Here is a 24,092-nt window from a genome sequence, read left to right on the forward strand (position 1 = left end):
CTGCTGCGCAGCCCAGCGGGAGCAAGCTCCCTCGCCACAAAAGCTGTGCCGGCTCGAGATATCGGTCAGTCGTTTCGGCGACTGCTCACTTCCGCCGGCACATCATCCCCGGCCATGCGCTTGCGAAACAACGCCGCTCGGGCCAGCAGCAGGGTGGTCACCGGGACGGTGATGGACAACAGGATCGGTATCAGCCAGGCGTGCAACACCGGCCCGGATTTGAGCGCCGAAAAGTACACGATCGAAGCCAGTGCCACGCACCAGGCCCCCAGCGTGGATGCCAGGGCCGGCGGGTGCATGCGCTGGAAGTAGTCCTTCAAGCGCACCAGGCCGATCGCTCCGATCAAGGCGAAGAGGCCGCTGAGCACCAGCAGGATCGCCACCGGGATTTCCACCCACATCGACAATTCGCCGGTCATTCGATCACCTCGCCACGCAACAGGAACTTGGCCAAGGCAAACGAGCCGACAAAGCCGAACAGGGCGATCAGCAGGGCTGCCTCGAAATAGGTGTCACTGGCATAACGGATGCCCAGCACCAGCATCATCAGCATCGCCACGATGTACAGATAGTCCAGGGCCAGTACCCGGTCCTGGGCCGACGGGCCCTTGAACAACCGCAGCAGGGTCAACACCATCGCCAGGGAGAACAGGAACAGGCTCAACAGGATCGCATTGGACAGCAAGGGGCTCATTGGAAAATCTCCATCAACGGGCGCTCGTAGGTGGCCTTGAAATGCGCGATGAATGACGCTTCGTCCTCCAGATCGAACACATGCATCAACAGGATGCTGCGGTCCAGGGCCAGTTCCGACCAGACCGTCCCCGGAATCACCGTGGTGATCATCGACAGCGCGGCCAGTCCATTGGCGTCGTGCAGGTCCAGCGGCACCTTGATGAACCGCGAGCGAGGCGGGCGGCGCCCGGCGTTCAGCACACCCCAGGCCACCGCCACGTTGGACACCAGCACATCACGGCCCACCAGCAGGAACAAGCGCAACACCACCCACGGCCGGCGGATACGGATGGGCCGTGGGCGCAACGGGCGCATCATCAACGGGGCCAGGAAGCCCAGCGCAGCGCCGAGCAGCAGATGGCCGGCGCTGACGGACACGTTCAACACCAGCCACAGCAACCACAACGCCAGGGACAACCACGGGGCGGGAAACAGGCGCTTCATGGCTGCACCTCCTGCAACGCGGCGCGGGTCTCTGGGTTGGGCACGGCGCGGGTGGCGAGTACCGACATCACGTAATGTTCCGGGGTGTTCAGCGCATCGGCAGCGGATTGGGTGTAGCGCAGCAACGGCTCGGCCTTGAAAGTCAGGGCGATGCCCAGGCCCAGCAGCACGATGATTGGCAGGCATTCGAACGGCCGCAGCAATGGCGAGGGTCGCTCCTGCGGCGTCCAGAAGCGCTGGATGCCCAGGCGCGAGAAGGCGATCAACGAGGCCAGCCCCGACAGGATCAATAACACCAACAAGCCCCAGGCCTGGTTCGACAGCGATGCCCCGGCGCTGGCGCCGAGCCCCTGGGGATTGAGCAGGGCGCTGAGCAGGCTCAGCTTGCCGATGAACCCCGACAACGGCGGCATGCCGATAATCAACAGCGCACAGAAGATAAAGCTCAAGCCAAGGAAGGCCATGGTCCAGGGAATTACTTGCCCGACCACGGCTTTCTGCTCGTCATCGAGGTTGATGCCCTTGGGCGGTTCCAGCGATTCCATCGGCCGTGGCAAGGTGTCCAGGTCATCGTCCAGGGCCTGTTCATTGGCCGAGCGCGAACGCTCGATCAGCTCGGCCAGCAAGAACAGCGCGCAGAGCGCCAGGGTCGAACTCACCAGGTAAAACAGCGCTGCGCCCACCAGGTTGGGTTGGGCGAAGCCGATGGCCGACAACAGGATCCCGGCCGAGACCAGGATGCTCAGGCTCGCCATGCGCTCCAGGCGTTGGGCCGCGAGAATGGCGATGGCAGCGCAGACGATGGTCGCCATGCCGCCGTAGACCAGCCAGTCGGCACCGTAATACGCCGAGGCGCCGGCTTGGCCGGAGAACAGCAACGTCCACAGGCGCAGGATCGTGTAGACGCCGACCTTGGTCATGATCGCAAACAGTGCCGCCACCGGTGCGCTGGCGGCGCTGTAGGCCGGCACCAGCCAGAAGTTCAGCGGCCACATGCCGGCCTTGGCCAGGAACGCCACTGCAAGGATGCCTGCCCCGGCGTGCAGCAAGCCGCGGTCGGCCTCCGGCACCAGCGGGATTTTCAGGGCCAGGTCGGCCATGTTCAAGGTGCCGGTGACGCCATAGATCAGCGCTGCGCCAATCAGGAACAACGACGAGGCCAGCAGATTGATGGAAATGTAATGCAGGCCCGACGACACCCGCGCCCGGCCCGAACCGTGCAGCATCAAGCCGTAGGAGGCCGCCAGCAATACCTCGAAGAACACGAACAGGTTGAACAGGTCCGCTGTCAGGAAGGCGCCGTAGAGGCCCATCAACTGGATCTGGAACAGCGCGTGGAAGCTCGCACCGGCGCCGTGCCAGCGGGCCGTGGCGAAGAGCAGGGCGCAGACGCCGATGATGCCGGTCAGCACCAGCATCAGCGCCGACAGGCGATCGACCACCAGCACAATGCCGAACGGCGCTTGCCAGTTGCCCGGCAGGTACACGCCGATGGAGGCGGGCAGGGTCTGGTCCTGGGTCCAGTACAGCAACAGCACGGCGATGCCCAGGCCCAGCAGACTGGAAAGCAGGTTGATCCGCGCCTTGAGCGGGCGGTGTTTCTCGCCCAGCATCAACATCAGCGCGGCGGTCAGCAGCGGCAGCAGGATGGGCGCGGCGATCAGATGAGGCGTCAACATCATTCCTTGGGCTCCCGGCCGTCCACGTGGTCGGTGCCGGTCAGGCCCCGGGACGCCAGCAGCACCACCAGGAACAGCGCGGTCATGGCGAAGCTGATCACGATGGCGGTCAGCACCAGTGCCTGGGGCAGTGGGTCGGTGTAGTGCAGCAGGTCCTGGGGTACGCCATCCTTGATGATCGGCTCCTTGCCGATGAACAGGCTGCCCATGCTGAAGATGAACAGGTTGACGCCATAGGACAGTAGGCACAGGCCCATGACCACCTGGAAGGTCCGTGGCCGCAAGATCAACCAGACCCCGGAGGCGGCCAGTACGCCGATTGCGATTGCGATGACTTCTTCCATCAGGCGGTGGCTCCTTTGACGGGGGCGACGGGTTTGGCTTGCAGGCCCGGCTTATGGGCTCGCACCGACTGGTGCGCCAGGGCGGTGAGGATCAACAGGGTGGAACCGACCACCACGGCGTACACGCCGATGTCGAAAAACAGCGCGCTGGCCACATGGAGATCACCCAGCAGCGGTAATTTGAAATGCCAGGTGTGGGTGGTCAGGAACGGATACCCCACGGCCATCGCTCCCAGGCCGGTGGCGGTGGCGAACAACAGCCCGGTGCCCATCCAGCGCAGCGGCCGCAGGCTCATTTGCGCCTCGACCCACTGGGTACCGGCGACCATGTACTGCAGGATGAACGCCACCGACATCACCAGCCCGGCGACGAAGCCACCGCCCGGTTGGTTGTGGCCGCGCATGAACAGGTAGAACGACACCACCAGGGCGATCGGGAGCAGCAGGCGCACCAGCACCGACGGTACCATCATGAAGCCCAATGCGGTGTCGCTGGCATGGCGCGGGTTGACCAGGTCGGTGACCACGTCCGGCGCCAGCAGACGCTGTTGCGCCGGTAGCTGCATGCTTTCCTTCGGTGGGCGGAAACGCCGCAGCAGGGCGAACACCGCCAGGGCCACCGCCACCAGCACGGTGATTTCCCCCAGGGTGTCGAAGCCGCGGAAGTCCACCAGCATCACGTTCACCACATTGCTGCCACCGCCTTCGGGCAGGGCGCGACTGAGGTAGAACGAAGAAATGTCGTTGGGCGTCTGCCGCGTCAGCATCGCATAGGACAACAGCGCCATTCCGCCGCCGACGGCGCTGGACAGCAGCAAGTCCCGCAGGCGCCGGATGCGCGCGCGTCGCTCGCTGTTGGGCAGCGGCGAGACGTCCTCGATCCGCCGTGGCAGCCAGCGCAGGCCCAGCAGGATCAGCACGGTGGTCACCACTTCCACCACCAGTTGCGTCAAGGCCAGGTCGGGGGCGGAGAACCAGACGAAGGTCACGCAGGTCATCAGGCCGCAGACGCTGACCATGGTCAGGGCCGCGAGCCGGTGATACTTGGCCTGCCAGGCCGCGCCCAGGGCACAGGCGATGGCCAGCAACCACAGGCTGACGAAGACGATGGAACCGGGGATCTTCGGCCGGTCGCCCCAGACCAGCGTGCTGTGCAGCATCGGGATCAACCCGGCGAGCACCGCAGCCAGCACCAGCCAGAACAATTGGGCCTGCAGGCGACGGGTGCTGATCAGCCGTTCCAGGCGCCGACCCTGGCGCATCATCAACACCAGGCAACGCTCGAACAGTCGCTTGCCACTGAGCCGGCCAATGAACGGCGGGTGCTTGATGTGGCCTTGCCGGAACTGATTGCGCAGCAGCAGGTACAGGACGATGCCGCCGGACATGGCCACCAGGCTCATGATCATCGGCGCATTCAGGCCGTGCCAGATCGCCAGGCTGTATTCAGGCAGCGTGCCGCCGACCACCGGCAACGCCGCCGCCGCGAGCAATGAACCGACCACCTGGGCTGGGAAAATCCCCACCACCAGGCAGGTGAACACCAGCAATTCCACTGGGGCGCGCATCCAGCGCGGTGGTTCGTGGGGGGTATGGGGCAGGTCGGTGGCGGCGGGGCCGAAGAACACATCCACGGTGAACCGCAAGGAGTAGGCGACGCTGAAGGTCCCGGCGATGGTGGCGATGATCGGCAGCGCCAGTTCGACCCAGGCCGTGGCGGAAATGAACACGGTCTCGGCGAAGAACATTTCCTTGGACAGGAAACCATTGAGCAGCGGTACCCCGGCCATCGCTGCGCTGGCGACCATGGCCAGTGTGGCGGTGAACGGAATCAGCCGCACGAGGCCACTGAGTTTGCGGATATCCCGGGTGCCGCTTTCGTGGTCGATGATCCCGGCGGCCATGAACAGCGAGGCCTTGAACGTGGCGTGGTTGAGGATATGAAACACCGCCGCCACGGCCGCCAGCGGACTGTTCAGGCCCAGCAGCAGGGTGATCAGCCCGAGGTGGCTGATGGTGGAATAGGCCAGCAGGCCCTTGAGGTCGTTCTGGAACATCGCGCAGTAGGCGCCTAGCAGCAATGTACAGGCGCCTGCGCCGCCGACGATGTAGAACCACTCTTCGCTACCCGACAGCGACGGCCACAGCCGCGCCAGCAGGAACACCCCGGCCTTGACCATGGTCGCCGAGTGCAGGTACGCCGACACCGGCGTCGGAGCAGCCATGGCGTGAGGGAGCCAGAAGTGGAAAGGGAATTGCGCGCTTTTGCTCAGGGCGCCGATCAGGATCAGCGGCAACAGGATGGGGTAGAGGCCATGGGCACGTATCAGGTCGCCGGCGGCCAGGACCTTGTCCAGCTCATAGCTGCCCACCACATGGCCGAGCAGCATCACCCCGGCCAACAGGCAAAGCCCGCCGGCACCGGTCACCATCAACGCCATATAGGCACCGCGCCGAGCGTCGGCGCGGTGGTGCCAGTAGCCGATCAACAGGAAGGAGAACAGGCTGGTCAGTTCCCAGAAGAACACCATCTGGATCAGGTTGCCGGAGATCACCAGCCCGAGCATGGCGCCCATGAACGCCAGGAAGAAGGCGAAGAAGCGCGGCACCGGATCGTCCGGCGACATGTAGTAGCGGGCATACAGCGACACCAGCGTGCCGATGCCCAGCACCAGCAACGAAAACAGCCAGGCGAACCCGTCCAGGCGCAGCACGAAGTCCAGGCCCAGGCTGGGCAACCAGGTGTAGTGCTCACGGATCACACCGCCGTCGGCGATCTGCGGGTACAGCAAGGCCACCTGAACCGTGCCGGCCAGGGCGACGAGGCCGGCCAGCAGGGATTCGGCGTTACGGGCGTTATGCGGCAGCAGCGCCGCGACACAGCTGCCGATGAAGGGCAAAAGCAATAGAACTATCAGTGACATAGGCTTCTATTCGGCGGGAGGTTGTGAGGGATCATACGTGGCGTATTCCCGATCACCAACCGCGAGGGTGTCGCAGAATCCTACAAGGTAGGTGGGGTTTTCCGACCTTGCAGGGTTCCAGATGACCTTGCACGCGCCGTCAATGTCGGGATGGCCACTGTCGAGGGTGGTGGTTTTTTCGGCGAACAATGGATTGCTGGCCGGCCTCAACCTTCCTGTTCAAGCCCTTCATCGACTGGGATGGCGTCTTTGTTGCGGGTCTTCAACTCACTAACAATCACCGCCGCGACGATCAGCGCCGCGCCGAACAAGGCAATCGCCGGCAACCGTTCGCCCGCCAGGCGCCCGGCAATGCCGGCCCACACCGGCTCGCCAGCATAGATCAGCGTGGCGCGGGTGGGTGAGACACTTTTCTGCGCCCAGTTCATCGCCACCTGAATGGCTGCACTGGCGGCTCCCAGGCCAACGGCGCTGACCAGCAGCAGCCAGGAGAACGCCGGGATCGCTTCCTGGGTCGGCACCACCAGCAGGAACGCCAGCACCGCCGTGCTTGCCAGTTGCACCACGGTCACCCGGCGCACATCGACCTGGCCGGCATAGGCGCTGATCAGGATGATTTCGGCGGCAATCGCGATGGCGCTGATCAACGTGGCGATTTCACCGGGGCTGAAGTTCAGCGAGGCTCCGGCCGGGCCCGACACCAGCATCAACCCGGTAAACGCCAGCATGATGCCGATGCTCGGCATCAAGCCCGGTCGACGGCCCAACACCAGCCATTGCAGCAAGGGCACGAATGGCACGTAAAGCGCGGTGATGAACGCCGATTGGCTGCTGGGGATGGTTTGCAGGCCGACGGTCTGCAGGCCGTAGCCGAGCATGATCGCCACGCCGATAAAGCAGCCGGCCTTGAGTTCGAAGAGGGTCAGGTCCCGCAGATGCCGCCAGGAAAACAGCGCGACAAACACGGCCGCGGCGGCAAAGCGCAGGCCAACGAAAAACATCGGCCCGCTGACCGTCATGGCGTGCTGCACCAGCAGGAAGGTCCCACCCCAGATCATGGTGATCAGCACCAGCACGCATTCGGCCTTGCTGAACCTTGAGAAACGGGAGGAAGCTTGAGGGGAATTCACCGATGCCATGACCTTGCGCGCCACTTGAGGCGGACGCACAATGCGCCCGAAGTTGGGCAGTATAATGCGCAGCCCTACCATGTGAGCAATATAGTGCACAAAGAATCCGGCCAGCGGGCTTCCGTCCTGCAACACGTCAGCCAGAACATCCGTCGTCTGCGCCATGCCGCGCAGCTCAGCCAGACCGCGCTGGCGGAATTGTCCGGGGTCAGCCGGCGCATGCTGGTGGCCATCGAGGCCGGGGAAAAGAACGTCAGCCTGACCACCCTGGACCGGGTGGCCGAAGCCCTCGACGTAGCCTTCAGCGACTTGATCCAGGCGCCCGACGCCCGCGATCCGAGCCGCATCAACGAGCTGGCCTGGGCCGGCACCATTCCCGGCAGCAAAGCCGTATTGCTGGCAAAAGCCACCGCCAGCCGCGAAGTCGAACTCTGGGAATGGCGCCTGGAGCCCGGCGAGCATTACCATTCCGAACCCGACGCCGACGGTTGGAGCGAGCAGCTTTATGTCTTCGAGGGCTGCCTGACGCTGCTGTTGGGCAGTGAGGAACGCCGGATTGGTGCCGGGGAGTTTTTCATGTTCGCCAGCAACCAGCCCCATGCCTATCGCAATGATGGTTTGGTGGCGGCGCGGTTTGTACGCAATGTGGTGATGTGATTTTCATTTTAAATACTGTTCATGCATTCACCTGTCAGGTTTGACAGTAGATGGCTGGGCAAGGCTTCTATCACAATCAACGAGTGGCGGATAACGTCTCGGTATACAAGTCCCACAAGGACAATCTTATTGAGAGGGTTCCACAATGGAACACGAAAATGAAGATACTTTAGTGCTTGTAGATCCAGAACTTCCAGCTCCCCGGATTTTGCAAGCAGTCAATAATGAGATTCATACTAATATTTTTGACGATTGTACGATTGTCACTCGTCTTCCTTCGTTTGCTGAGGCAGGTTATGAAATTCGTTTTGTTTTTGACTCGCCCCAGGGGCCGCTTTTCGGTCCGCGGGAGCGAATCACTCCGGAGCAAATTGACCGCGGTGAGGCTGAATGGCACATAACTTCTTTTAAGTTGAGCCTAAAGCCAGGGATGCAGATATCGGTGGAATATACTATTTATAAGGGTGATCATCCGATACGATCACCACGCGTGCCGTATCAGGTTGTTAGATAGAGGAAGGCGGGCAGAAAACGTCAATGGTTTTGCTTGGCAATAGCTGATGTGTAGGGTCTCGTTGTGGGAATACCTGTTCCTCTAGATCCTGAATTAGGTGAGCTGCTTTATAACTAGCTTCCGTAAAATCAGACAAAACAGTAAGGTGGCTTCATCTCATCGGAAACTCCCACAGTGTGCCTAGACGATGACGAGTAACCGATGGGGTGTTTACTGTTTTTATGGAAGCGTTCAATGAAAGATGATTTGACTACGCTAGCGCCACGTTTTGCCGACATCCTCATCATCGGCGGCGGCCTGAGCGGCACCATGCTGGCGGCGCAATTGCTGCGCCTGCCGGGCCGGCGTGAGGTGCTGATTGTCGAGCCGCGCAGCGAGCTGGGCCGGGGCGAGGCCTACAGTGCCGTGGAGCTGGGGCACACCTTGAACGGCAATGCGGCGCGCATGAGCGTCGACCCGGACAACGCCGACGACCTGACCCAATGGCTCACCGCGTTCATCGAGGCTGGCGGCTGGCCCGAGTCGGATCAGCAGCACGTGCCGATCAGCGAGTTGTTCCCGCCCCGGGGAATGTTTGGCCTCTATGTGCAACAACGGCTGGCCGAGGCTCGCGCGTTGGGCGCACGAAACGGTTCGACTGCCGAGCACGTGCGTGGGGAGGCCGTGGACCTGCGGGTTGTCGACGATGCCGTCATGCTGACGCTGGATGACGGCCAACTCTTACGTGGCCGTTTCGCGGTGCTGGCCACCGGCATGTTCCCGGCGGCACGCACCCCGCAAACCGAATCCAGCGGCTTGAATGCCGCGGCCCTGGACCCTTGGGATGTGGCGGCGATGCGCCTGCTTGATCCGCAGTCCACGGTGCTGATCATCGGCTCGGGGCTGACCATGGTCGATGCCGTGGTGTCCCTGGAGCAGGCCGGGCACCGTGGCCCGATCGAAGTGTTTTCCCGTCATGGTTTGTTGCCTCATGTGCGCCGCCAGCCACCCGCCTGGGTGGATTTCCTCGCCGACGATCACAGCCTGCGGTCGCCACTTCAGTTGATGCGGGCCCTGCGCGAGCAATGCCGCCGGGCCCAGGCCGAGGGCATTGATTGGCAGGCGCCGCTGGACACGGTGCGCGCCCACATCGGGCGCTTGTGGAGCCAGGCCAGCGATGTGCAACGCCGGCAGTTCGTCCGGCATGTACGGCCATGGTGGGAGAGCCATCACCATCGTTCGCCACCGCTGAGCGCCGAACTGGTGGCGCGTCTGCATGAAGAAGGGCGGTTGCGGATCCAGGCGGCATCGTTCAAGGGGCTGGTGGCGTCCGCCGAGGGCACGGTGGGTATCCGCATCCGCCGTCGGGGTGAGGCTGAGCTGACCGTGGTGCAGGGCGCGGCGCTGATCAACTCCAGCGGTATTGAATATGACTGGCGCCGCGTGGCGCGACCGTTGCCGCAGCAGTTGCTGGCTCGCGGTCTGATCCAGCCGGGGCCGCTGGCCCTGGGCATTGCCGCCCGGCCTGACGGTGCGGTGCTGGACGCCCAAGGGGCCCCCGCCCAGCGGCTGTTCGCCATGGGGCCGCCGTTGCGGGGGATGTGGTGGGAAAGCACCGCCGTGACCGACGTGGCGAGCCAGGCCAAGGCGCTGGCGGCGCGGTTGGTTGAGTGGCAAACCCAAAATTGAAGTTGGACACCTGTGGCGAGGGAGCTTGCTCCCGCTGGGCTACGAAGTAGCCCCAAAACCATTCACCCGGGTGTGTCAGGGTGATCGCATTCAGCCTTCAGCCTCTTTGGGGTTGCTGCGCAACCCCGCGGGAGCAAGCTCCCTCGCCACAGGGGAGGCATTGAATGGTGGGAAAGCACCGCCGTGACCGACGTGGCGAGCCAGGCCAAGGCGCTGGCGGCACGGTTGGTTGAGTGGCAAACCCAAAATTGAAGTTGGACACCTGTGGCGAGGGAGCTTGCTCCCGCTGGGCTACGAAGTAGCCCCAAAACCATTCACCCGGGTGTGTCAGGGTGATCGCATTCAGCATTCAGTCTCTTTGGGGTTGCTGCGCAACCCAGCGGGAGCAAGCTCCCTCGCCACAGGGTTAACCATGTCCCCGGACCAAACAGGGGATACTGAAGTGAGGGGTTATAGCTCGCTGACCTTCACCCAACGCTGCTCCCGCGCCGCCACCCGAATCGCCGCCGCCAGCCGCTCCACTTCCCAGGCCTCTTCGAAGTCCGTGCCGCTGCCGCCTTCGCCTGCAAGCGTCATGACCAGTTCCTGCACCTCCAGGGTCTTCAATTCGTTGTACCCCAACTGGTGCCCGGCGGCCGGGCTGAACGCGGCGTAGCCCGGCAAATCCGGGCCGGCCAGCAGGCGCTGGAAACCTGGCTGGCCGACGCGACACACGCGCAGTTCATTCAGCCGTTCCTGATCGAACGCCAGGGTGCCGAGGGTGCCGCTGATCTCGAAGCTCAGGTGGTTTTTGTAGCCGTGCTTGAGCCAACTGCTGCTCACCGTGCCCCGGGCGCCATTGGCGAAACGCAGCAGCGCGTGGACCTGGTCGTCCACCGCGATGGTACGTTGTTCGGCATTGCCCGCGCTGGCAGGGCGTTGGCTGTGCACGGTCTGGCTGTCGGCGCACACCGCTTCGACATCGCCCAACAAGTGCCGGGCCATGGCCAGCAAGTGGCTGCCCAGGTCCGCCAGTGCGCCGCCGGCGTGGGCCGCTTCGCAGCGCCATGACCACGGCGAGGCGGGGTTGGCCATGAAGTCTTCGCTGAATTCGCCCTGGAAACTGATGATCTGTCCCAGTTCGCCGCGCTGGATCATGTCCCGCGCCCGTTGAATGATCGGGTTGTGCTGGTAGTTGTAGCCGACCCGCGTCACCACCCCGGCCGCCTTGGCCGCCTGGCGCATCTGCTCGGCCTGCTCCAGGGACACCGCCAGGGGCTTTTCACAATAGACCGGCTTGCCCGCCGCCAACGCCGCCATGGTCATCGGGAAGTGCAGGTGATTGGGAGTGGTGATGGCGATCAGGTTGACCTTGGGGTCGTCAATCAGTTGTTGCCAGTCGCTGTGGGCCGTTTCGAACCCCCAGCTCTGGGCGCACTGCCGGGCACGCTGCGGATCGGCGTCGGCCAGGGCCGCCAGTGTCAGGTTCAGGGGGAGGTCGAACACCGCCTTGGCATTGTGGAACGCCAGGGCATGGGCACGGCCCATGAAGCCGGTGCCAATCAGACCGATGCCGAGTTCACGCATGAGGAAGAGCCCTTTGAATTGTTATTTTCAGAAGGGCTATTTATGGAATAAATATTCGCTAATTGCAAATGTTGGAATAAATATTCATTTGTTCGTCGTCACTGCAATGCCATGTAGGAGCGAGCAAGCCCGCTCCCACAAAGGTTTCCATCCTCAGGACAGGAACCCACCGTCCACATTCAACGCCACACCCGTGGTGTAGCTCGATGCATCGCTGGCCAGGTACAGCACAGCGCCGGCCATTTCGCTCGGGTCGGCCACGCGCTTGAGGGGGATCTGCGCCAGGGCGGTTTTCAGGATGGCGTCGTTCTTGACCAGGGCCGAGGCGAACTTGGTGTCGGTCAGGCCCGGCAGAAGGGCGTTGCAGCGGATGCCGAATTGCGCGCACTCCTTGGCGAAGACTTTGGTCATGTTGATCACCGCAGCCTTGGTCACCGAGTAGATACCCTGGAAGATCCCCGGCGAGATGCCGTTGATCGACGCCACGTTGATGATGCTGCCGCCGCCGTTCTCGCGCATCAGCTTGCCGGCTTCCACCGACATGAAGAAGTAGCCGCGGATGTTCACGTCGACGGTTTTCTGGAACGCACCCAGGTCGGTGTCCAGGACGTTGCAGAATTGCGGGTTGGTGGCGGCGTTGTTGACCAGGATGTCCAGGCGTCCGAACTGTTCGCGGATGTCCGCGAATACCTGGCTGATCTGCTCCATTTCACCGATGTGGCAGGCGATGGCGGTGGCCTTGCCGCCGGCGGCGATGATGGCGTCGGCCACGTGCTGGCAACCGTCGAGCTTGCGGCTGGAAACGATCACATGCGCGCCTTGCTGGGCCAGCAGTTTGGCGATGGCCTCGCCGATGCCGCGGCTGGCGCCGGAAACGAAAGCGATTTTACCGTCGAGGTCGAACAACTGGGTCTTGGACATGCTGTTTCCTTGTTATAGGTGCGCTCAGAGCGTGGATTTGCTGATGACCTGCAGGCTCATCTGCTCCAGCAGCTTGTTCATCTGAACGAACTGCGCGAAGCGTTTGTCCTGGGTCTGGCCGTGGAAGAAGCGGTAGTAGATCTGCTGGACGATGCCGGCCAGGCGGAACAGGCCGTAGGTGTAATAGAAGTCGAAGTTGTCGATGCGGATCCCGGCGCGCTCGGCGTAGTAATCGACGAACTCGCGGCGGGTCAGCATGCCAGGCGCGTGGCTGGGCTGGCGGCGCATCAGTTGCACCGGCGCCGGGTCGTCGGCCTCGATCCAGTAAGCGAGGCTGTTGCCCAGGTCCATCAACGGATCGCCGATCGTGGTCAGCTCCCAGTCCAGCACGCCGATGATCTGCATCGGGTTCTCGGGGTCGAGGATCACGTTGTCGAAGCGGTAGTCGTTGTGGACGATGCTTGAAGTGGGGTGGTCGGCCGGCATCTTGTCGTTGAGCCAGGCCTTGACCGCTTCCCACTTCGGCGCATCGGGCGTCAGGGCTTTTTCGTAGCGGTCGCTCCAGCCGCGGATCTGTCGGGCCACGTAGCCTTCGGGCTTGCCCAGGTCGGCCAGGCCGCAGGCGTTGTAGTCGACACGGTGCAGCTCGACGAGCCGGTCGATGAAGCTCTTGCACAGCGCTTCGGTGCGGGCGGCGTCGAAACCCAGTTCCGGCGGCAGGTCGGAGCGCAGGATGATGCCCTTGACCCGTTCCATCACGTAGAACTCGGCGCCCATCACTGATTCGTCGGTGCAGTGCACGTAGGCCTTCGGGCAATAGGGGAACGCCTCGCGCAACTGATTGAGGATGCGGAACTCGCGGCCCATGTCGTGGGCGGACTTGGCCTTGTGGCCGAACGGCGGACGGCGCAGGACGAATTCCTGCTCGGGGTATTCCAGCAGGTAGGTCAGGTTCGACGCGCCACCGGGAAACTGGCTGATCCGGGGCACGCCGGTCAGGCCGGGAATGTGGGCCTTGAGGTACGGGTCGATCAGGTTGGCATCGAGTTCTTCACCGTCGCGCACGCGGGTGGACTGATCAGTAAACGCCATGCTTATCCCTTCTGCTTATTTTGGAGGCCATCGATCATTGGCTAATCTAATGGCGCGCGGGAGGCGTCACAAGCACGCCAGGGTCTTATAGGTTAGCGTGTTGCAGGATAATCAGTGGGCTTGATGCATTGCGGCGTGCGCGTCGAGGATGGGCGAGCTAAGGTTCTGGAATCTGTCGCTTTCAATGGAGCAACCGCGATGGGATGCCCGCAAGTCTGTGGCACCGCGACCTTGCAATGCAGCTTCGGCGCTGCCCCGGCGGTGCTCAATGTGCTGCCGGTCAATCGCCTGCTGACCGGCGGGATGCCGGCGGCGAACATCATGGACCACATCCCGCTGGTGAACATCACCACGTTTGGCATGTGCATGAGCCTGGCGAACCCGACCGTGGCCGCCGCCACCGCGGCGGCACTCGGCGTGCTGACCCCCATGCCCTGCATCCCGGCCACCGCGGCGCCATGGATCCCTGGCGGCGCCCCGACCCTGTTGCTGGGCAACATGCCGGCCATCGATGCTAACAGCACCTTGATGTGTACCTGGGCCGGGGTGATCAAGATCGTGGTGCCAGGGCAGGTGCAGATGTTGATTCCCTGAGTAACACCAAGATCCCTGTGGGAGGCTATGTAGGTTACTTAAGACCGTAGATGACCCCGTGGCGAGGGAGCTTGCTCCCGCTGGACTGCGCAGCAGGCCCATTTTTGTGAGTGCTTCGCACTCAAGCGGGAGCAAGCTCCCTCGCCACAATGAATTAAACAAACCTTAGGTGAACAACATTCCCTGTGGGAGCGAGGCGGCTGCAGGAACCAGTCCCCAGTTTATGCCTGCGCCGGATCATTCCAGCGCCTGAACCACCAGCGCACCCGGGAGATTGGCTTGCCTTCGGCGTCCAGCGGCCGGCCGTCTTCGGCGTAGGCCTGGGCTGGTTCCAGCAGTTGGCCGTTGAGGTAGCGCGCTTCGACCGCCGGGTTGCCGTTGGGGTGCAGGCGGCGATAGCGGCCGTCGCGCACGCCGTCGCGATAGACCTCGGCTTCGGCCAGTTGTCCGTCGGGAAAGTAGTTGTTCGCCTCGCCGTGCAGCAACCCGCGGCGATACGTGGCCTGGCGTTGCAACCCGCCTTCGGCCGCGTAGAAGCTCGCCACACCTTGCAGTTTGCCTTTCACGAACGGCAGTACTGCCGAGACCTTGCCATTGGGGTGATACAGGGTGCTGGTGCCTTGCAGTTCACCTTGGCTGTAGTTGAGTTTTGCTTGCGGGCGTTGGGCTTCTTCGATCTGCAGCGGGCCGTCGAGCTGGCCGTCGACCAGTTGCCCGGTCAGTTGGCTGTCGCCACGTTCCACGTCGAGTCTCTTCGAGGCCATCGGTAGGTTCCTGTCAGTTGACCTTCACCAGGCCGCCCTTGATGGTCAGCATGCCGCCGCCGTCCACGGTCTGTTCGGCCGCCGCCTTGTTCACCAGGCTGATGCCGGCGTCATTGGTCAGGGTGGTGCCGGCTTTGTTTTCCAGCGAGGTACCGGCCTGGTTGCTCAGGGCTGTGCCGGCTTTCTGGCTGATGGACGTGCTGGCCTGGACGGCCAGGTCGGCGCCGCTCTTGATCGCGAAGCTGCCGCCGCTTTGCAGGGTCAGGGTGCCGCTGACCTTGATGGTCAGGTTGCCGTCCACCGTCAGGCTGTAATTGCCAGTGACCTTGTGCTCGTAGTTGCCGCCGGTGCTGTGGGTCTGGTCCGAGCCCACGGTGACAGTGCGGGTGTCCTTCACATCGAGGCTGTCGCTGCCGGTCTGGATGGTCACGCTGCGCTTGCCTTTCTCCAGGGTCACGGTTTCGTCGCCATCCTTTACCGTACGGGTGCGGGCGTTCTGCACTGTGAGGGTTTCGTCGTGACCGACGGTGGCGGTGGTGTCGTTGAGCACGTTGATGTTGAAGTCTTTCTGGGCCTGGAGAAACACCTCTTCGGCGTCCTTCTTGTCTTCGAAACGCAACTCGTTGAAACCGCCGCCGCCCTTGGACGATTGGGTCTTGATCCCGGACTGGGTCTGGTTCGCCGGCAGCGCGTAGGGCAGGGCATTGTCGCCGTTGTAGACGCAGCCGGTGACCAACGGACGGTCCGGGTCGCCGTCGATGAAGGTCACGATGACTTCCTGGCCGATGCGCGGCACGAATTGCATGCCAAAGCCTTTGCCGCTCCACGGCAAGACCACGCGGACCCAGCACGATGACGTCTCGTCGTTCTTGCCGGTGCGGTCCCAGGGGAACTGCAATTTGATCCGGCCATATTCATCGGTCCAGATTTCTTCGCCGGCCTTGCCCACCACCAGCGCCGTCTGGGTGTACATGCGGGGTTTTGGCGTGAGGCGGGGCGGTCGATAGACCGTGGCCTTGGGGATCGCTTCGAAGCGGTTGCGATAGCTGTCGTGGCTGGCTTCGTGGCTGACCGAGGTCACGACCCAATCGATATTCAGCGTCGTGTCTTCATGGCCGGCGAGGGTGAACCAGTATCCCGGCACCAGCCAGCGGCAATCGCTTTCGCCGACAAAACGTTGCTCCTGGCTGCGCAGGCCGTCCACCCGCTGTTTGGTCAACGCGTCGCCCTGGGCCTTGGCGGTGTAGCCGCCCGGGTGTTCGTACACTGAACTTGGCCCGGCCACGGCTTCGGCCTGGCTGTAGAGCGATGTCGTTGGCGTGGTGAATTCATAGTCGGTCGCCTGGTAAACCCCGGCCACCGCTTGCAGGCACACTTGCCCGGAGCGGATGCCGTGCAGTTCGCGCTCGCCGATTCGCTGCCCGAGGTAGTTCACCGTCGGCCCGTTGGGAATCGGTGCGAAGGCGTCGTTGCTGTCGGCCAGGACCAGCGTGTGGGTGCCTTCCTCGTGGGTGAAAAACCAGAAGATCCCCTCTTCTTCCAACAGGCGCGAGACGAAGGCCAGGTCGGTTTCGCTGTACTGCACGCAGTATTCGCGCGGGGTGTAGCTGCCGGTGAGCTTGAGCTGGAAGTCGGTGAAACCATGGGCCTTGAAAATCGTGGTGACGATGTCCGAGGTGGCAAGGTTCTGGAATACGCGGTTGTTGCTGGCCAGGCTCAACCACCAGAGCCAGGGCCGGAGCAGGAGTTGATAACGTTCGGCGGTGGCGTCGGCCGGCAGTTGGCGGATTTCGGCCACCAACCAATCCAGCGGGCGCAGCAAGGCGTCCTTGTGCAGCGTGGTGGTCACATGGCTGGCGACGGCTGTCGTGAGGTCCAGCGAGGCGCCGTCGTTGATGCCGTTGAGCATGTGCGAACCCAGGGCGTTGAGGCGTTCTTCGCCGGACAGCGATTCAGGGTACAGCGCCGACAGCGAGGTGGCGGTGAGGGAGAGGGTGGTGTTGCTGTCGGTGGAGCGGGGCATTGAATGGCCTGCTACTGGTAATTCAATTCATGGATAACTTTATTGGCGTTTCCATTCTGGTAGTAGAAGTGCCACTTCGAAGTGAATGGCCAGTAGGTGGCGACATACTCGCCCCACAGGACGGCTTCGGCCCAAGGCCCTCCATGGGTGTAGGGGACCGCTCTTTGGATTGCGGGGACATTGTATTTATCCGACGGCAGCAGCCAGGAAACATTGGTGCCATAGCGGAAAAGGTCATCCTGGGATAAGACCGGATTCTGATTGCCCGTGGTGTATAGATTGTAGTGTCGAACCCTGATGAACCCGCCGAAGTTCTGGATTCCCACGCAACAGCCTGTCAGGTTAGCAGTGAGGAACAGGAGTGGGTCGTTGCCCGTCGGGTTCGCAGGGAGGTCGACATAGAGTCCCGCGTCAGGATTCCACGGCAGGTAGTAGGCACGATGCGAGTTGCCGTCGGCCAACGCCAGCAAGTCTCGATCGATATCAAGGCGCAGGTCGAAGCTGACGATGCCTGCGTGAGTATTGGCGAAGGTGGGACAAAGATGGCGCTTTTCCAGTTCAAGTCTTGCCTTCAGCATGGCAACGTTCCCTCCGTTGATCGAGAAAAAATACAGGGCAAATCATTCCAACACCCACTCCGCCAACTTCCCCGTCACTTGCGTCATCAACACATTCTCGACATCCCGTGCCCCCGCCGCGCTGCACTTGGCCAACACAGCCTTGACGATCCCCGCATCGAATTCGAACTGCTTGCCCGTCGCAGCCTTGTAGCGCCCGCGCAATTTTTCCAGCTTCGCCAGCACAATCCCCTCCAGCGTCGCTTCATCCAGCGGTCGGTACGCCACCACGGTCATGCGCGCCAAAAACGCCGGGCGGAACGCTTGCAGCAGCACTTTGTGCAAGGCTTCGTTGAAGGCGTCGCTGCCCAGTTGCGCGGTAGGCGTATCCAGCAACAGCTCAGCGCCGACGTTGCTGGTGGCGAGCATCACGGTGTTCTTGAAGTCCACCACCAGGCCGGTGCCGTCTTCCATCAGGCCTTTGTCGAAGACGTTGTAGAAGGCTTCGAGCACATCCGGGTGGGCCTTTTCGATTTCATCCAGCAGCACCACGGAATAGGGTTTGCGCCGCACCGCTTCGGTGAGCACGCCGCCGCTGCCGTAGCCGACGTAGCCGGGTGGGGCGCCTTTGAGTTGGCTGACGGTGTGGGCTTCCTGGTACTCCGAGAGGTTGATGCTGATCAGGTTGCGTTCACCGCCGTACAAGGCGTCGGCCAGGGCGTAGGCGGTTTCGGTCTTGCCCACGCCGGTGGGGCCCACCAGCAGGAACACCCCGACCGGTTTCTGTGGGTCGGTGAGGCCGGCGCGGTAGGCTTGCAGGCGTTGGGCAATGGTGTTCAGCGCCGTGCTCTGGCCCATGACCCGCTGGCCCATGCGCTGGCCGAGGGTGCGCACGGCGTGGGCTTCGTCGGCGAGCATCTTGCCCACCGGGATACCCGTCCAGCCGGCAATCACGGCGGCGACGGTCTTGCTGTCCACCTGTTCGGGCACCAGCGGATCGTCCTGGCGAATGGCATCGAGGCCGGCCTCCAGACGCAGCAGTTCGGCGGCCAAGTGGTCGATGCGGTTATCGATCTCGGTGTCGGCTTTTTCACTGTCGGCGCGTTCGCTCAGGGTAAGCAGTTCGCGTCGGGTGTCGAGCAATTCGCGCACGGCTTCGCGCTCTTCGCCCCAGCGGGTTTCCAGCTCGCGGATGGCTTGCACGTTGCTGGTCGATTCGGCTTCGAGCAGGGTGATGCGCTCGCGATGATCCAGCCCGGTGGCCTGTTCCCGGCGCAGGCGTTCGACCTCGTCCTTGAGGCTGTTCTGCCGATGGCGCAGGCTTTCCAGCGGCGGCGGCACGTCGTGCTGGCCGAGGGCGACCCGGGCGCAGGCGGTGTCGAGCACGCTGATGGCTTTGTCCGGCAACTGTCGCCCGGAGATGTAGCGGTGGGACAGCTTCACCGCCTCGTGGATGGCCGCGTCCAGCACCTGCACGCCGTGGTGCTGTTCCAGTTTGCTCGCGACGCCGCGGAGCATTTCCACAGCGGTGAGTTCGTCCGGTTCTTCGACCTGCACCAGTTGGAAGCGGCGGGCCAGGGCCGGGTCTTTCTCGAAATATTTTTTGTACTCCAGCCAGGTCGTGGCGGCCAAGGTGCGCAGTTCGCCCCGGGCCAGGGCCGGCTTGAGCAGGTTGGCCGCGTCGCTGCCGCCTTCCGCACCGCCGGCGCCGATCAGCGTATGGGCTTCGTCGATAAACAGGATGATCGGCTTTTCGGCACTGCGTACCGCGTCGATCACGCCTTTGAGGCGCTGTTCGAATTCACCTTTGACGCCGGCACCGGCCTGCAACAGGCCCAGGTCGAGTACGCGCAGGGTGACTTCCTGCAACGACGGCGGCACATCCCCAGCGGCGATACGCAGGGCTAGGCCTTCCACCACCGCAGTCTTGCCGACGCCGGGTGCGCCCACCAGGATCGGGTTGTTCTGCCGGCGCCGGAGCAGGATGTCGATGCACTGGCGGATCTCGCCGTCGCGACCGACGATGGGGTCGATGCGCCCGGCCCGGGCGTCGGCGGTCAAGTCCTGGGTGTACTGGTCCAGCACCGGGTCTTGTTTCTGGGGAGGCTCGCCGGGTTTGGCCGGGCGCACGCCACCGACATGTTCACGGGAGCTTTCGGTCCACTCCAATAGGTGGGCGCGCAGGGCGTCGCGGGGAATGCGCAGCAACGACGAGGCGCTGTTGAGCAGCAGGCTGCGGCGCTCATCACGGTCCAGCAGGGCCAGCAGCAACAGCCCGGAGCGGATGCTGTCCAGGCCCAGTACGCTGGCCTGGACCACGGCGTCTTCCAACAGGCCGATGGTTTGCGCCGATAAGGCGGGTGTGCGGGTGCTGCCGGATTTGAACAGGTCCAGTGCCTTGTTGGTTTCCGTTGCCACCGCGTCACGCTCCAGACCGAAACGTGGCAGCAGGCAGGCAAAATCACCGCCCTCGATGTCGAGCAGTTCCAACAGCAGGTGCTCGATTTCCACGTAGTGGTGGCTGCGCTGCATGCAACGTTGCGCGGCCCGTTCCAGGGCGCGGCGGTTGTCCGGGTTGAGGCGTCCGATCAGGCTGGCCAGTTCCATTTCAGGCAATCTCCGGCTGACGAAGGCGGGTTTCGATCCGTTGCACGGCGAGGGTTGGCTGGTGTTGCAGGCCACCGTTCCAGTTCAGCCGTGGCGCTGCCTGGCGGTCCAGTTGCAGCGGGCCGGCGCCGCGGATCAGCAACACCAGGGTGCAATCCAGGTCGGGGCCGAAGTACAGGGCGTAGAGACTGGCGAGCAGCGGATGGGTTTCGCCGTTGGGCAGCAGTCCGCTGGCCTGGCCCGTGGTCAGCGGGCCGAGGGTCAGGCGCACGCCGGCATGTTCGTCCCAGACGTGGCTGCCGGCCACCGCGTTGCGGCCCAGGCACAGGTTGCGCCCGCCCGGTTGCAAGCGGCTGCGGCTGGCCGGCGGGATTTCACGCCAGCCACCTTCGTAGGCCGTCAGCTCCACGGGCAGCCCGAACTGTTCACGGACAATCGCCGCAAACCCGTCCAGGGAGCGCCGGCCATCGGCGTACAGCGCGGTGCAGGCCAGTACCGCCGAGTCTGGGGCGGCCTGGCGCTCCTGCAAGGCCTTGGGCAGCAGGCCGGTCAACGCCCGCAGTTGCGCGTGTACGGCGGACGATCCCGGGGCAGTGAAACCCAAGGCGATGCGATGTTTGCGCATCACCTTGTAAAGCAGGCTGAGCAGGCGATGCTGGAACAGGTCGAGGAATTCCGCGGGGGCATGATCCTTCGCCCGGGCTCGTTGTTGCAGCCATTCCTGGTAGGCGTAGGGCAACGGGCCGTCGGGGCCGCCGAGGCCGAAAATCGGCGTGGTCAGGGTTGGCGGCAGGCCGGGTTCCTGGCCCAGGCTTTCCACTTCGCTGGCGGCGAACAGCGGCGTCAAGGGCCCGCGCAGGCGCAAGGCTTCGGCGTGCGGCGCGGTGCCGCTGCCCAGGGGCTCGGCCTGGGGATGTTCACGTTCGAGCAACAGCAAGGCCTGGAGCCATTCGAAGCGTTGCGGGTCGCGCCGCAGGCGCTGGCTCAGGTTCAGAGCACCAGGGGTTTCCCGGCTTGGGGTTGCCATGTCTTCACCTCCTTGTCGGACTGGACCAGCACGGTGCGCACGAAGCGATTGGCGGTGGCGTAAAGGGAAAAGAATTGCGCCAGTACCCCGGAGAACAGCACGGCGCTGCTACCGACGAAGTGTTGCGGATCCAGTTGCAGGCGCACCTCCAGGCCATTGCGCCAGCCGCGCCAGGCGTCTTCGCCGACATGGGCGATGACCCGGTCGCAACTCAGCCCCGATACCCCTTCGATCTGGCGATGGGCGCTGGCCTCGTCCCGCAGGTTGTGCAATTGGAGGATCTCGCTCAGTGCGTCCAATGCCTGGGGGCCTTCGACCAGCGACAAATGGTTGAGGGTCAATTGCGACACCAGTCGCCAGCGCGATTCGCCGTCCAGGCGCGGCAGGCTTTGCGGGCTGGGTGGGTTGCGCAGGCGCGCCCAGGCCACCGGCCCCGGGCGCTCGAAACCCAGCGGGGTACCGGCCGGCAGGCTCTGGGCCAGGTGGCGGTTGGTGCACAGCAGTTCGGCGGTGAGGCTGTAGTCGCGGGTTTCGGCCAGCGGGTCGAACTGGGTGTCCACCAGGCTGACCATCAAGTCGGTGCCCAATCGGTTCGGGCTCATGCCACTGACCCGTCGCGCATGCCAATAGCAGGTCTGGTCGCTGCCATGCTGGCTTCCGTAATAGGCCGGCACTTTGCGCACGCCCTGGCTGGACATGGCGCGCATGCCACGGATGCTGTGGATCTCGACGCTGTTTTCCCGATGACTGTCGGCCACCAACCGGTACTCGCTGCGGGTGCCATCCGGGCGCAGCGGCTCGGAAGTCCTGGGAAACAGGTTGATCACCGGCGTGCAGCCCAGGGCGATGTCGCTGGCCTGGAGCGGCAGGCGGCTGGTGGGAGGGCGGTCGAAAACGATGTACAGGTACAACGACGGACTGTCGCTGGTGGCGCCGGCCAGTGGCAGATCGAAGAAGCCGAATTTATCCGGGAAGGCAAAGTACTCCGCCAGCAGGCGCATGCCGGGATGTACGCCGTCTTCATCCGGCAGCAAGACCTGGTCATTGGCGAAGCCGACGATCTGTGGCAAGCCTGTCAGCGACGCCGGCACGCTGCCCGGCGCACCGGCCAGGACCTCGATGGCGTGCGCGCCCAGCAGGTCGTACAGCCCGGCGTTGATGATCGGTGACGCCGCCAGGTGTACCCGCAGCGAGTCGATTCCCAGCGTCGACCACTGGCTTTCGCCCAGGCACCGCAGCTCCAGGCGCAAGGCCGAGCGTGCCCGGACCACGCCGGTCAGCGCCTGGGTTTCGTCGCTGCCCAGCAGCAATGCCTCGCTGATTTCAACCGGCCACAGATGCACGGCGGCGGTGGTCCGAAAATGAATGCTCTGGCCTTTGTCCGTAGTGACGAACAACGGTGTGTCGCGGGGCAGCGGGTAGCCCTCGTTCAAGTTGCCTTTGCTGGGGTCGGGTTCGAACTGCACGATGGCGCACGACGGCAAGGGGCGCATGGCCAACGGGTAAAGCTGTTCGAGCAGGGCATCGCTGAATTCGGCGTAGTCGTCGTCCAGCCGGCGTTGCAAGCGGGCGGCCAACAGGGCGAAACCTTCCAGCAGGCGCTCGACATGCGGGTCGGGGCATTCGCCCGGAGACAACTCCAGGCGCCGGGCGACCTTGGGGTAGCGCTCGGCGAACAGGCTCCCGGCGTGCCGCAACCAGGTCAGTTCGCGTTGGTAATAGTCCAACAGTTGCGGGTCAATCGAGTCGCTCATGTCGTACCTCAAGGCCGTCGCCGGCGTGCTCGATGACAAAGGCCACGGGCCAGGCATGCTGGTCGCCGCGCAGCTCGCCCAACAGCCGTATGCACAGTTGCTGCGGACGGCCCGGCACCGGGCAGACCTCGACCTCGCCCAGGCGCAGGCGAGGTTCGAAGCAGGTGATGGCCTGGCGGATTTCCCGGGTCAGTTGGCGGCGGTCATCGCTGCGCTGCTGTTGCAGCGCGGTCCAGTCGGCGATGCCGTAGTCCAGGATGCTCGGCGGTTCGGTCAGCGCCCGTGGGCCGCGTCGGGTATTGAACAGGCGCGACAGTTCGGCATGCACCGAGTCTTGCAACGCCTGGCGGTCGAACGCCCGCCCGGTATCGTCCGCCGGGCTGGCCAGGCGTTCGAACAGGGGCGGGCGCAGCCCGAAGCCAGCCATGGGCGTGGTTTCCCTACTTGGTCATTTTGTTGGCGGCCAGGTCCCAGGTCGTGCCCGCCGTGCCTTCCTTGGTGCCGTCGTCTTTCTGCGCGGTGAGCTCCCATTTGATCTTGGTGAAGTTCAGCGACAGGGTTTCCACCGGTTTGCCGCCGGTGCCGCCGCTGACACTGACGTTGGACAGCACGACGTTGGTCAGGGTGTAGACGATGAACGGCATGATCTGGCCGCTGCCTTCGGCGGCGTTGCGGCCGATGGTGATGACGGCCTGCGGGATCGGCTTGCCGGCGCAGCAATACTCGTTGAGCGAAGGGGTGGAGCTGTCGATGAATTTAGTCAGGGTGAATTCGCCGATATGGGGCCGACCGGAGGTGCGCTCCGAGTTGCTGACGTCGTTGGTGACCTGCATCGCCACGTTATGGCTGTAGGACATGACCTCGATCTTGTCCGTGAAACCCTCCAGCAGGCTGTCGCCCTTGATGTCGCCGCCGAGGTCGAGAATGATTGCATCCATTGTGTGGAACTCCTGAAGAAGACAAGTAGGTGGTACCCAATACCCCTAGAAACGAATGCCGAACCCCTGTGGCGAGGGAGCTTGCTCCCGCTGGGCTGCGCAGCAGCCCTAAAAAACAGGGCCGCTTCGCGCCCCAGCGGGAGCAAGCTCCCTC

At 63.6% G+C, this 24,092-nt stretch carries 22 protein-coding genes; 4 read left to right on the forward strand and 18 right to left on the reverse strand.

Annotation, left to right across the window (positions count from 1 at the left end):
- Positions 1 to 65 precede the first annotated feature (65 nt).
- The 7 genes from TK06_RS02650 to TK06_RS02680 all read right to left on the reverse strand — a co-directional run bounded on the left by TK06_RS02650 (position 66) and on the right by TK06_RS02680 (position 7,337).
- Positions 66 to 419, reverse strand: coding sequence for a Na+/H+ antiporter subunit G (locus TK06_RS02650; RefSeq protein ID WP_063320693.1), 354 nt, complete (start codon positions 417 to 419; stop codon positions 66 to 68).
- On the reverse strand, positions 416 to 694 hold the full coding sequence (locus TK06_RS02655; RefSeq protein WP_024780040.1) for a K+/H+ antiporter subunit F: 279 nt from the start codon (positions 692 to 694) through the stop codon (positions 416 to 418). The genes TK06_RS02650 and TK06_RS02655 overlap by 4 nt, the downstream gene beginning before the upstream one ends.
- Positions 691 to 1,179: a Na+/H+ antiporter subunit E gene (locus TK06_RS02660; RefSeq protein ID WP_063320694.1), complete on the reverse strand. Its 489-nt coding sequence runs from the start codon at positions 1,177 to 1,179 to the stop codon at positions 691 to 693. Before TK06_RS02660 ends, TK06_RS02655 begins: the two co-directional genes overlap by 4 nt.
- Positions 1,176 to 2,861: a monovalent cation/H+ antiporter subunit D gene (locus tag TK06_RS02665; protein ID WP_063320695.1), complete on the reverse strand. Its 1,686-nt coding sequence runs from the start codon at positions 2,859 to 2,861 to the stop codon at positions 1,176 to 1,178. The genes TK06_RS02660 and TK06_RS02665 overlap by 4 nt, the downstream gene beginning before the upstream one ends.
- A complete protein-coding gene (locus TK06_RS02670) occupies positions 2,858 to 3,202 on the reverse strand; it encodes a Na+/H+ antiporter subunit C (protein WP_007986256.1) in 345 nt (114 codons plus the stop codon). The genes TK06_RS02665 and TK06_RS02670 overlap by 4 nt, the downstream gene beginning before the upstream one ends.
- Positions 3,202 to 6,126 carry a monovalent cation/H+ antiporter subunit A gene (locus tag TK06_RS02675; RefSeq protein ID WP_063320696.1) on the reverse strand — a complete coding sequence of 975 codons (2,925 nt, stop codon included), beginning with the start codon at positions 6,124 to 6,126 and terminating at the stop codon, positions 3,202 to 3,204. Before TK06_RS02675 ends, TK06_RS02670 begins: the two co-directional genes overlap by 1 nt.
- Before the next feature lie 206 nt (positions 6,127 to 6,332).
- Positions 6,333 to 7,337, reverse strand: coding sequence for a DMT family transporter (locus TK06_RS02680; RefSeq protein ID WP_203417424.1), 1,005 nt, complete (start codon positions 7,335 to 7,337; stop codon positions 6,333 to 6,335).
- A gap of 12 nt (positions 7,338 to 7,349) precedes the next feature.
- Here TK06_RS02680 and TK06_RS02685 point away from each other — a divergent pair, with 12 nt between their 5' ends.
- The 3 genes from TK06_RS02685 to TK06_RS02690 all read left to right on the forward strand — a co-directional run bounded on the left by TK06_RS02685 (position 7,350) and on the right by TK06_RS02690 (position 10,095).
- A complete protein-coding gene (locus TK06_RS02685; protein ID WP_063320698.1) occupies positions 7,350 to 7,913 on the forward strand; it encodes a helix-turn-helix domain-containing protein in 564 nt (187 codons plus the stop codon).
- Positions 7,914 to 8,058: 145 nt separating this feature from the next.
- Positions 8,059 to 8,427: a hypothetical protein gene (locus TK06_RS32355; protein ID WP_153044815.1), complete on the forward strand. Its 369-nt coding sequence runs from the start codon at positions 8,059 to 8,061 to the stop codon at positions 8,425 to 8,427.
- A 234-nt stretch (positions 8,428 to 8,661) separates the two neighbouring features.
- Positions 8,662 to 10,095 carry an FAD/NAD(P)-binding protein gene (locus TK06_RS02690; RefSeq protein WP_063320699.1) on the forward strand — a complete coding sequence of 478 codons (1,434 nt, stop codon included), beginning with the start codon at positions 8,662 to 8,664 and terminating at the stop codon, positions 10,093 to 10,095.
- Between the two features lie 450 nt (positions 10,096 to 10,545).
- Here the strand turns inward: TK06_RS02690 and TK06_RS02695 are convergent, their stop codons facing one another.
- The 3 genes from TK06_RS02695 to TK06_RS02705 form a co-directional block, all read right to left on the reverse strand.
- A complete protein-coding gene (locus TK06_RS02695; RefSeq protein ID WP_063320700.1) occupies positions 10,546 to 11,661 on the reverse strand; it encodes a Gfo/Idh/MocA family protein in 1,116 nt (371 codons plus the stop codon).
- Positions 11,662 to 11,814: 153 nt separating this feature from the next.
- Positions 11,815 to 12,582 carry an SDR family oxidoreductase gene (locus TK06_RS02700; RefSeq protein WP_063320701.1) on the reverse strand — a complete coding sequence of 256 codons (768 nt, stop codon included), beginning with the start codon at positions 12,580 to 12,582 and terminating at the stop codon, positions 11,815 to 11,817.
- A 24-nt stretch (positions 12,583 to 12,606) separates the two neighbouring features.
- Positions 12,607 to 13,674: a phosphotransferase family protein gene (locus TK06_RS02705; protein WP_063320702.1), complete on the reverse strand. Its 1,068-nt coding sequence runs from the start codon at positions 13,672 to 13,674 to the stop codon at positions 12,607 to 12,609.
- Between the two features lie 198 nt (positions 13,675 to 13,872).
- Between TK06_RS02705 and TK06_RS02710 the strand changes: the two genes are divergently transcribed.
- Positions 13,873 to 14,268 carry a DUF4280 domain-containing protein gene (locus TK06_RS02710; RefSeq protein WP_003202818.1) on the forward strand — a complete coding sequence of 132 codons (396 nt, stop codon included), beginning with the start codon at positions 13,873 to 13,875 and terminating at the stop codon, positions 14,266 to 14,268.
- A 221-nt stretch (positions 14,269 to 14,489) separates the two neighbouring features.
- Here the strand turns inward: TK06_RS02710 and TK06_RS02715 are convergent, their stop codons facing one another.
- From TK06_RS02715 to TK06_RS02750, 8 genes are read right to left on the reverse strand one after another with little or no spacing between them, the layout of a single operon-like run.
- A complete protein-coding gene (locus TK06_RS02715) occupies positions 14,490 to 15,032 on the reverse strand; it encodes a toxin-antitoxin system YwqK family antitoxin (protein WP_063320703.1) in 543 nt (180 codons plus the stop codon).
- A gap of 13 nt (positions 15,033 to 15,045) precedes the next feature.
- A complete protein-coding gene (gene tssI / locus TK06_RS02720) occupies positions 15,046 to 17,055 on the reverse strand; it encodes a type VI secretion system tip protein VgrG (protein WP_063320704.1) in 2,010 nt (669 codons plus the stop codon).
- Between the two features lie 11 nt (positions 17,056 to 17,066).
- Positions 17,067 to 17,633: a hypothetical protein gene (locus TK06_RS02725; protein ID WP_063320705.1), complete on the reverse strand. Its 567-nt coding sequence runs from the start codon at positions 17,631 to 17,633 to the stop codon at positions 17,067 to 17,069.
- Positions 17,634 to 17,675: 42 nt separating this feature from the next.
- Positions 17,676 to 20,219, reverse strand: coding sequence for a type VI secretion system ATPase TssH (gene tssH, locus TK06_RS02730; protein WP_063320706.1), 2,544 nt, complete (start codon positions 20,217 to 20,219; stop codon positions 17,676 to 17,678).
- Position 20,220: 1 nt separating this feature from the next.
- Positions 20,221 to 21,246 carry a type VI secretion system baseplate subunit TssG gene (gene tssG, locus TK06_RS02735; RefSeq protein WP_063320707.1) on the reverse strand — a complete coding sequence of 342 codons (1,026 nt, stop codon included), beginning with the start codon at positions 21,244 to 21,246 and terminating at the stop codon, positions 20,221 to 20,223.
- Positions 21,210 to 23,000, reverse strand: coding sequence for a type VI secretion system baseplate subunit TssF (gene tssF / locus TK06_RS02740; protein WP_063320708.1), 1,791 nt, complete (start codon positions 22,998 to 23,000; stop codon positions 21,210 to 21,212). The genes tssG and tssF overlap by 37 nt, the downstream gene beginning before the upstream one ends.
- The gene (tssE, locus tag TK06_RS02745; RefSeq protein ID WP_063320709.1) at positions 22,984 to 23,427 is read right to left on the reverse strand and encodes a type VI secretion system baseplate subunit TssE; all 444 of its coding nucleotides are present in this window, start codon (positions 23,425 to 23,427) and stop codon (positions 22,984 to 22,986) included. The genes tssF and tssE overlap by 17 nt, the downstream gene beginning before the upstream one ends.
- 13 nt (positions 23,428 to 23,440) lie before the next feature.
- Entirely contained in the window at positions 23,441 to 23,938 is a 498-nt protein-coding gene (locus TK06_RS02750; protein ID WP_014337905.1) for an Hcp family type VI secretion system effector, read from the reverse strand.
- Positions 23,939 to 24,092: the final 154 nt, after the last annotated feature.

Source organism: Pseudomonas fluorescens (genome assembly GCF_001623525.1).
GTDB lineage: Bacteria > Pseudomonadota > Gammaproteobacteria > Pseudomonadales > Pseudomonadaceae > Aquipseudomonas > Aquipseudomonas fluorescens_Q.

Excerpts from the sequence above, each read along its gene's own strand:
- tssI (WP_063320704.1), bottom strand. The coding sequence starts at position 17,055 with ATGCCCCGCTCCACCGACAGCAACACCACCCTCTCCCTCACCGCCACC.
- tssE (WP_063320709.1), bottom strand. The coding sequence starts at position 23,427 with ATGGCTGGCTTCGGGCTGCGCCCGCCCCTGTTCGAACGCCTGGCCAGC.
- TK06_RS02700 (WP_063320701.1), bottom strand. The coding sequence starts at position 12,582 with ATGTCCAAGACCCAGTTGTTCGACCTCGACGGTAAAATCGCTTTCGTT.
- TK06_RS02650 (WP_063320693.1), bottom strand. The coding sequence starts at position 419 with ATGACCGGCGAATTGTCGATGTGGGTGGAAATCCCGGTGGCGATCCTG.
- TK06_RS02695 (WP_063320700.1), bottom strand. The coding sequence starts at position 11,661 with ATGCGTGAACTCGGCATCGGTCTGATTGGCACCGGCTTCATGGGCCGT.
- tssG (WP_063320707.1), bottom strand. The coding sequence starts at position 21,246 with ATGGCAACCCCAAGCCGGGAAACCCCTGGTGCTCTGAACCTGAGCCAG.
- TK06_RS02655 (WP_024780040.1), bottom strand. The coding sequence starts at position 694 with ATGAGCCCCTTGCTGTCCAATGCGATCCTGTTGAGCCTGTTCCTGTTC.
- TK06_RS02670 (WP_007986256.1), bottom strand. The coding sequence starts at position 3,202 with ATGGAAGAAGTCATCGCAATCGCAATCGGCGTACTGGCCGCCTCCGGG.
- TK06_RS02705 (WP_063320702.1), bottom strand. The coding sequence starts at position 13,674 with ATGGCGTTTACTGATCAGTCCACCCGCGTGCGCGACGGTGAAGAACTC.
- TK06_RS32355 (WP_153044815.1), top strand. The coding sequence starts at position 8,059 with ATGGAACACGAAAATGAAGATACTTTAGTGCTTGTAGATCCAGAACTT.
- TK06_RS02710 (WP_003202818.1), top strand. The coding sequence starts at position 13,873 with ATGGGATGCCCGCAAGTCTGTGGCACCGCGACCTTGCAATGCAGCTTC.
- TK06_RS02665 (WP_063320695.1), bottom strand. The coding sequence starts at position 2,861 with ATGATGTTGACGCCTCATCTGATCGCCGCGCCCATCCTGCTGCCGCTG.
- TK06_RS02675 (WP_063320696.1), bottom strand. The coding sequence starts at position 6,126 with ATGTCACTGATAGTTCTATTGCTTTTGCCCTTCATCGGCAGCTGTGTC.
- TK06_RS02660 (WP_063320694.1), bottom strand. The coding sequence starts at position 1,179 with ATGAAGCGCCTGTTTCCCGCCCCGTGGTTGTCCCTGGCGTTGTGGTTG.
- TK06_RS02680 (WP_203417424.1), bottom strand. The coding sequence starts at position 7,337 with ATGGTAGGGCTGCGCATTATACTGCCCAACTTCGGGCGCATTGTGCGT.
- TK06_RS02715 (WP_063320703.1), bottom strand. The coding sequence starts at position 15,032 with ATGGCCTCGAAGAGACTCGACGTGGAACGTGGCGACAGCCAACTGACC.
- tssF (WP_063320708.1), bottom strand. The coding sequence starts at position 23,000 with ATGAGCGACTCGATTGACCCGCAACTGTTGGACTATTACCAACGCGAA.
- tssH (WP_063320706.1), bottom strand. The coding sequence starts at position 20,219 with ATGGAACTGGCCAGCCTGATCGGACGCCTCAACCCGGACAACCGCCGC.
- TK06_RS02725 (WP_063320705.1), bottom strand. The coding sequence starts at position 17,633 with ATGCTGAAGGCAAGACTTGAACTGGAAAAGCGCCATCTTTGTCCCACC.
- TK06_RS02690 (WP_063320699.1), top strand. The coding sequence starts at position 8,662 with ATGAAAGATGATTTGACTACGCTAGCGCCACGTTTTGCCGACATCCTC.
- TK06_RS02750 (WP_014337905.1), bottom strand. The coding sequence starts at position 23,938 with ATGGATGCAATCATTCTCGACCTCGGCGGCGACATCAAGGGCGACAGC.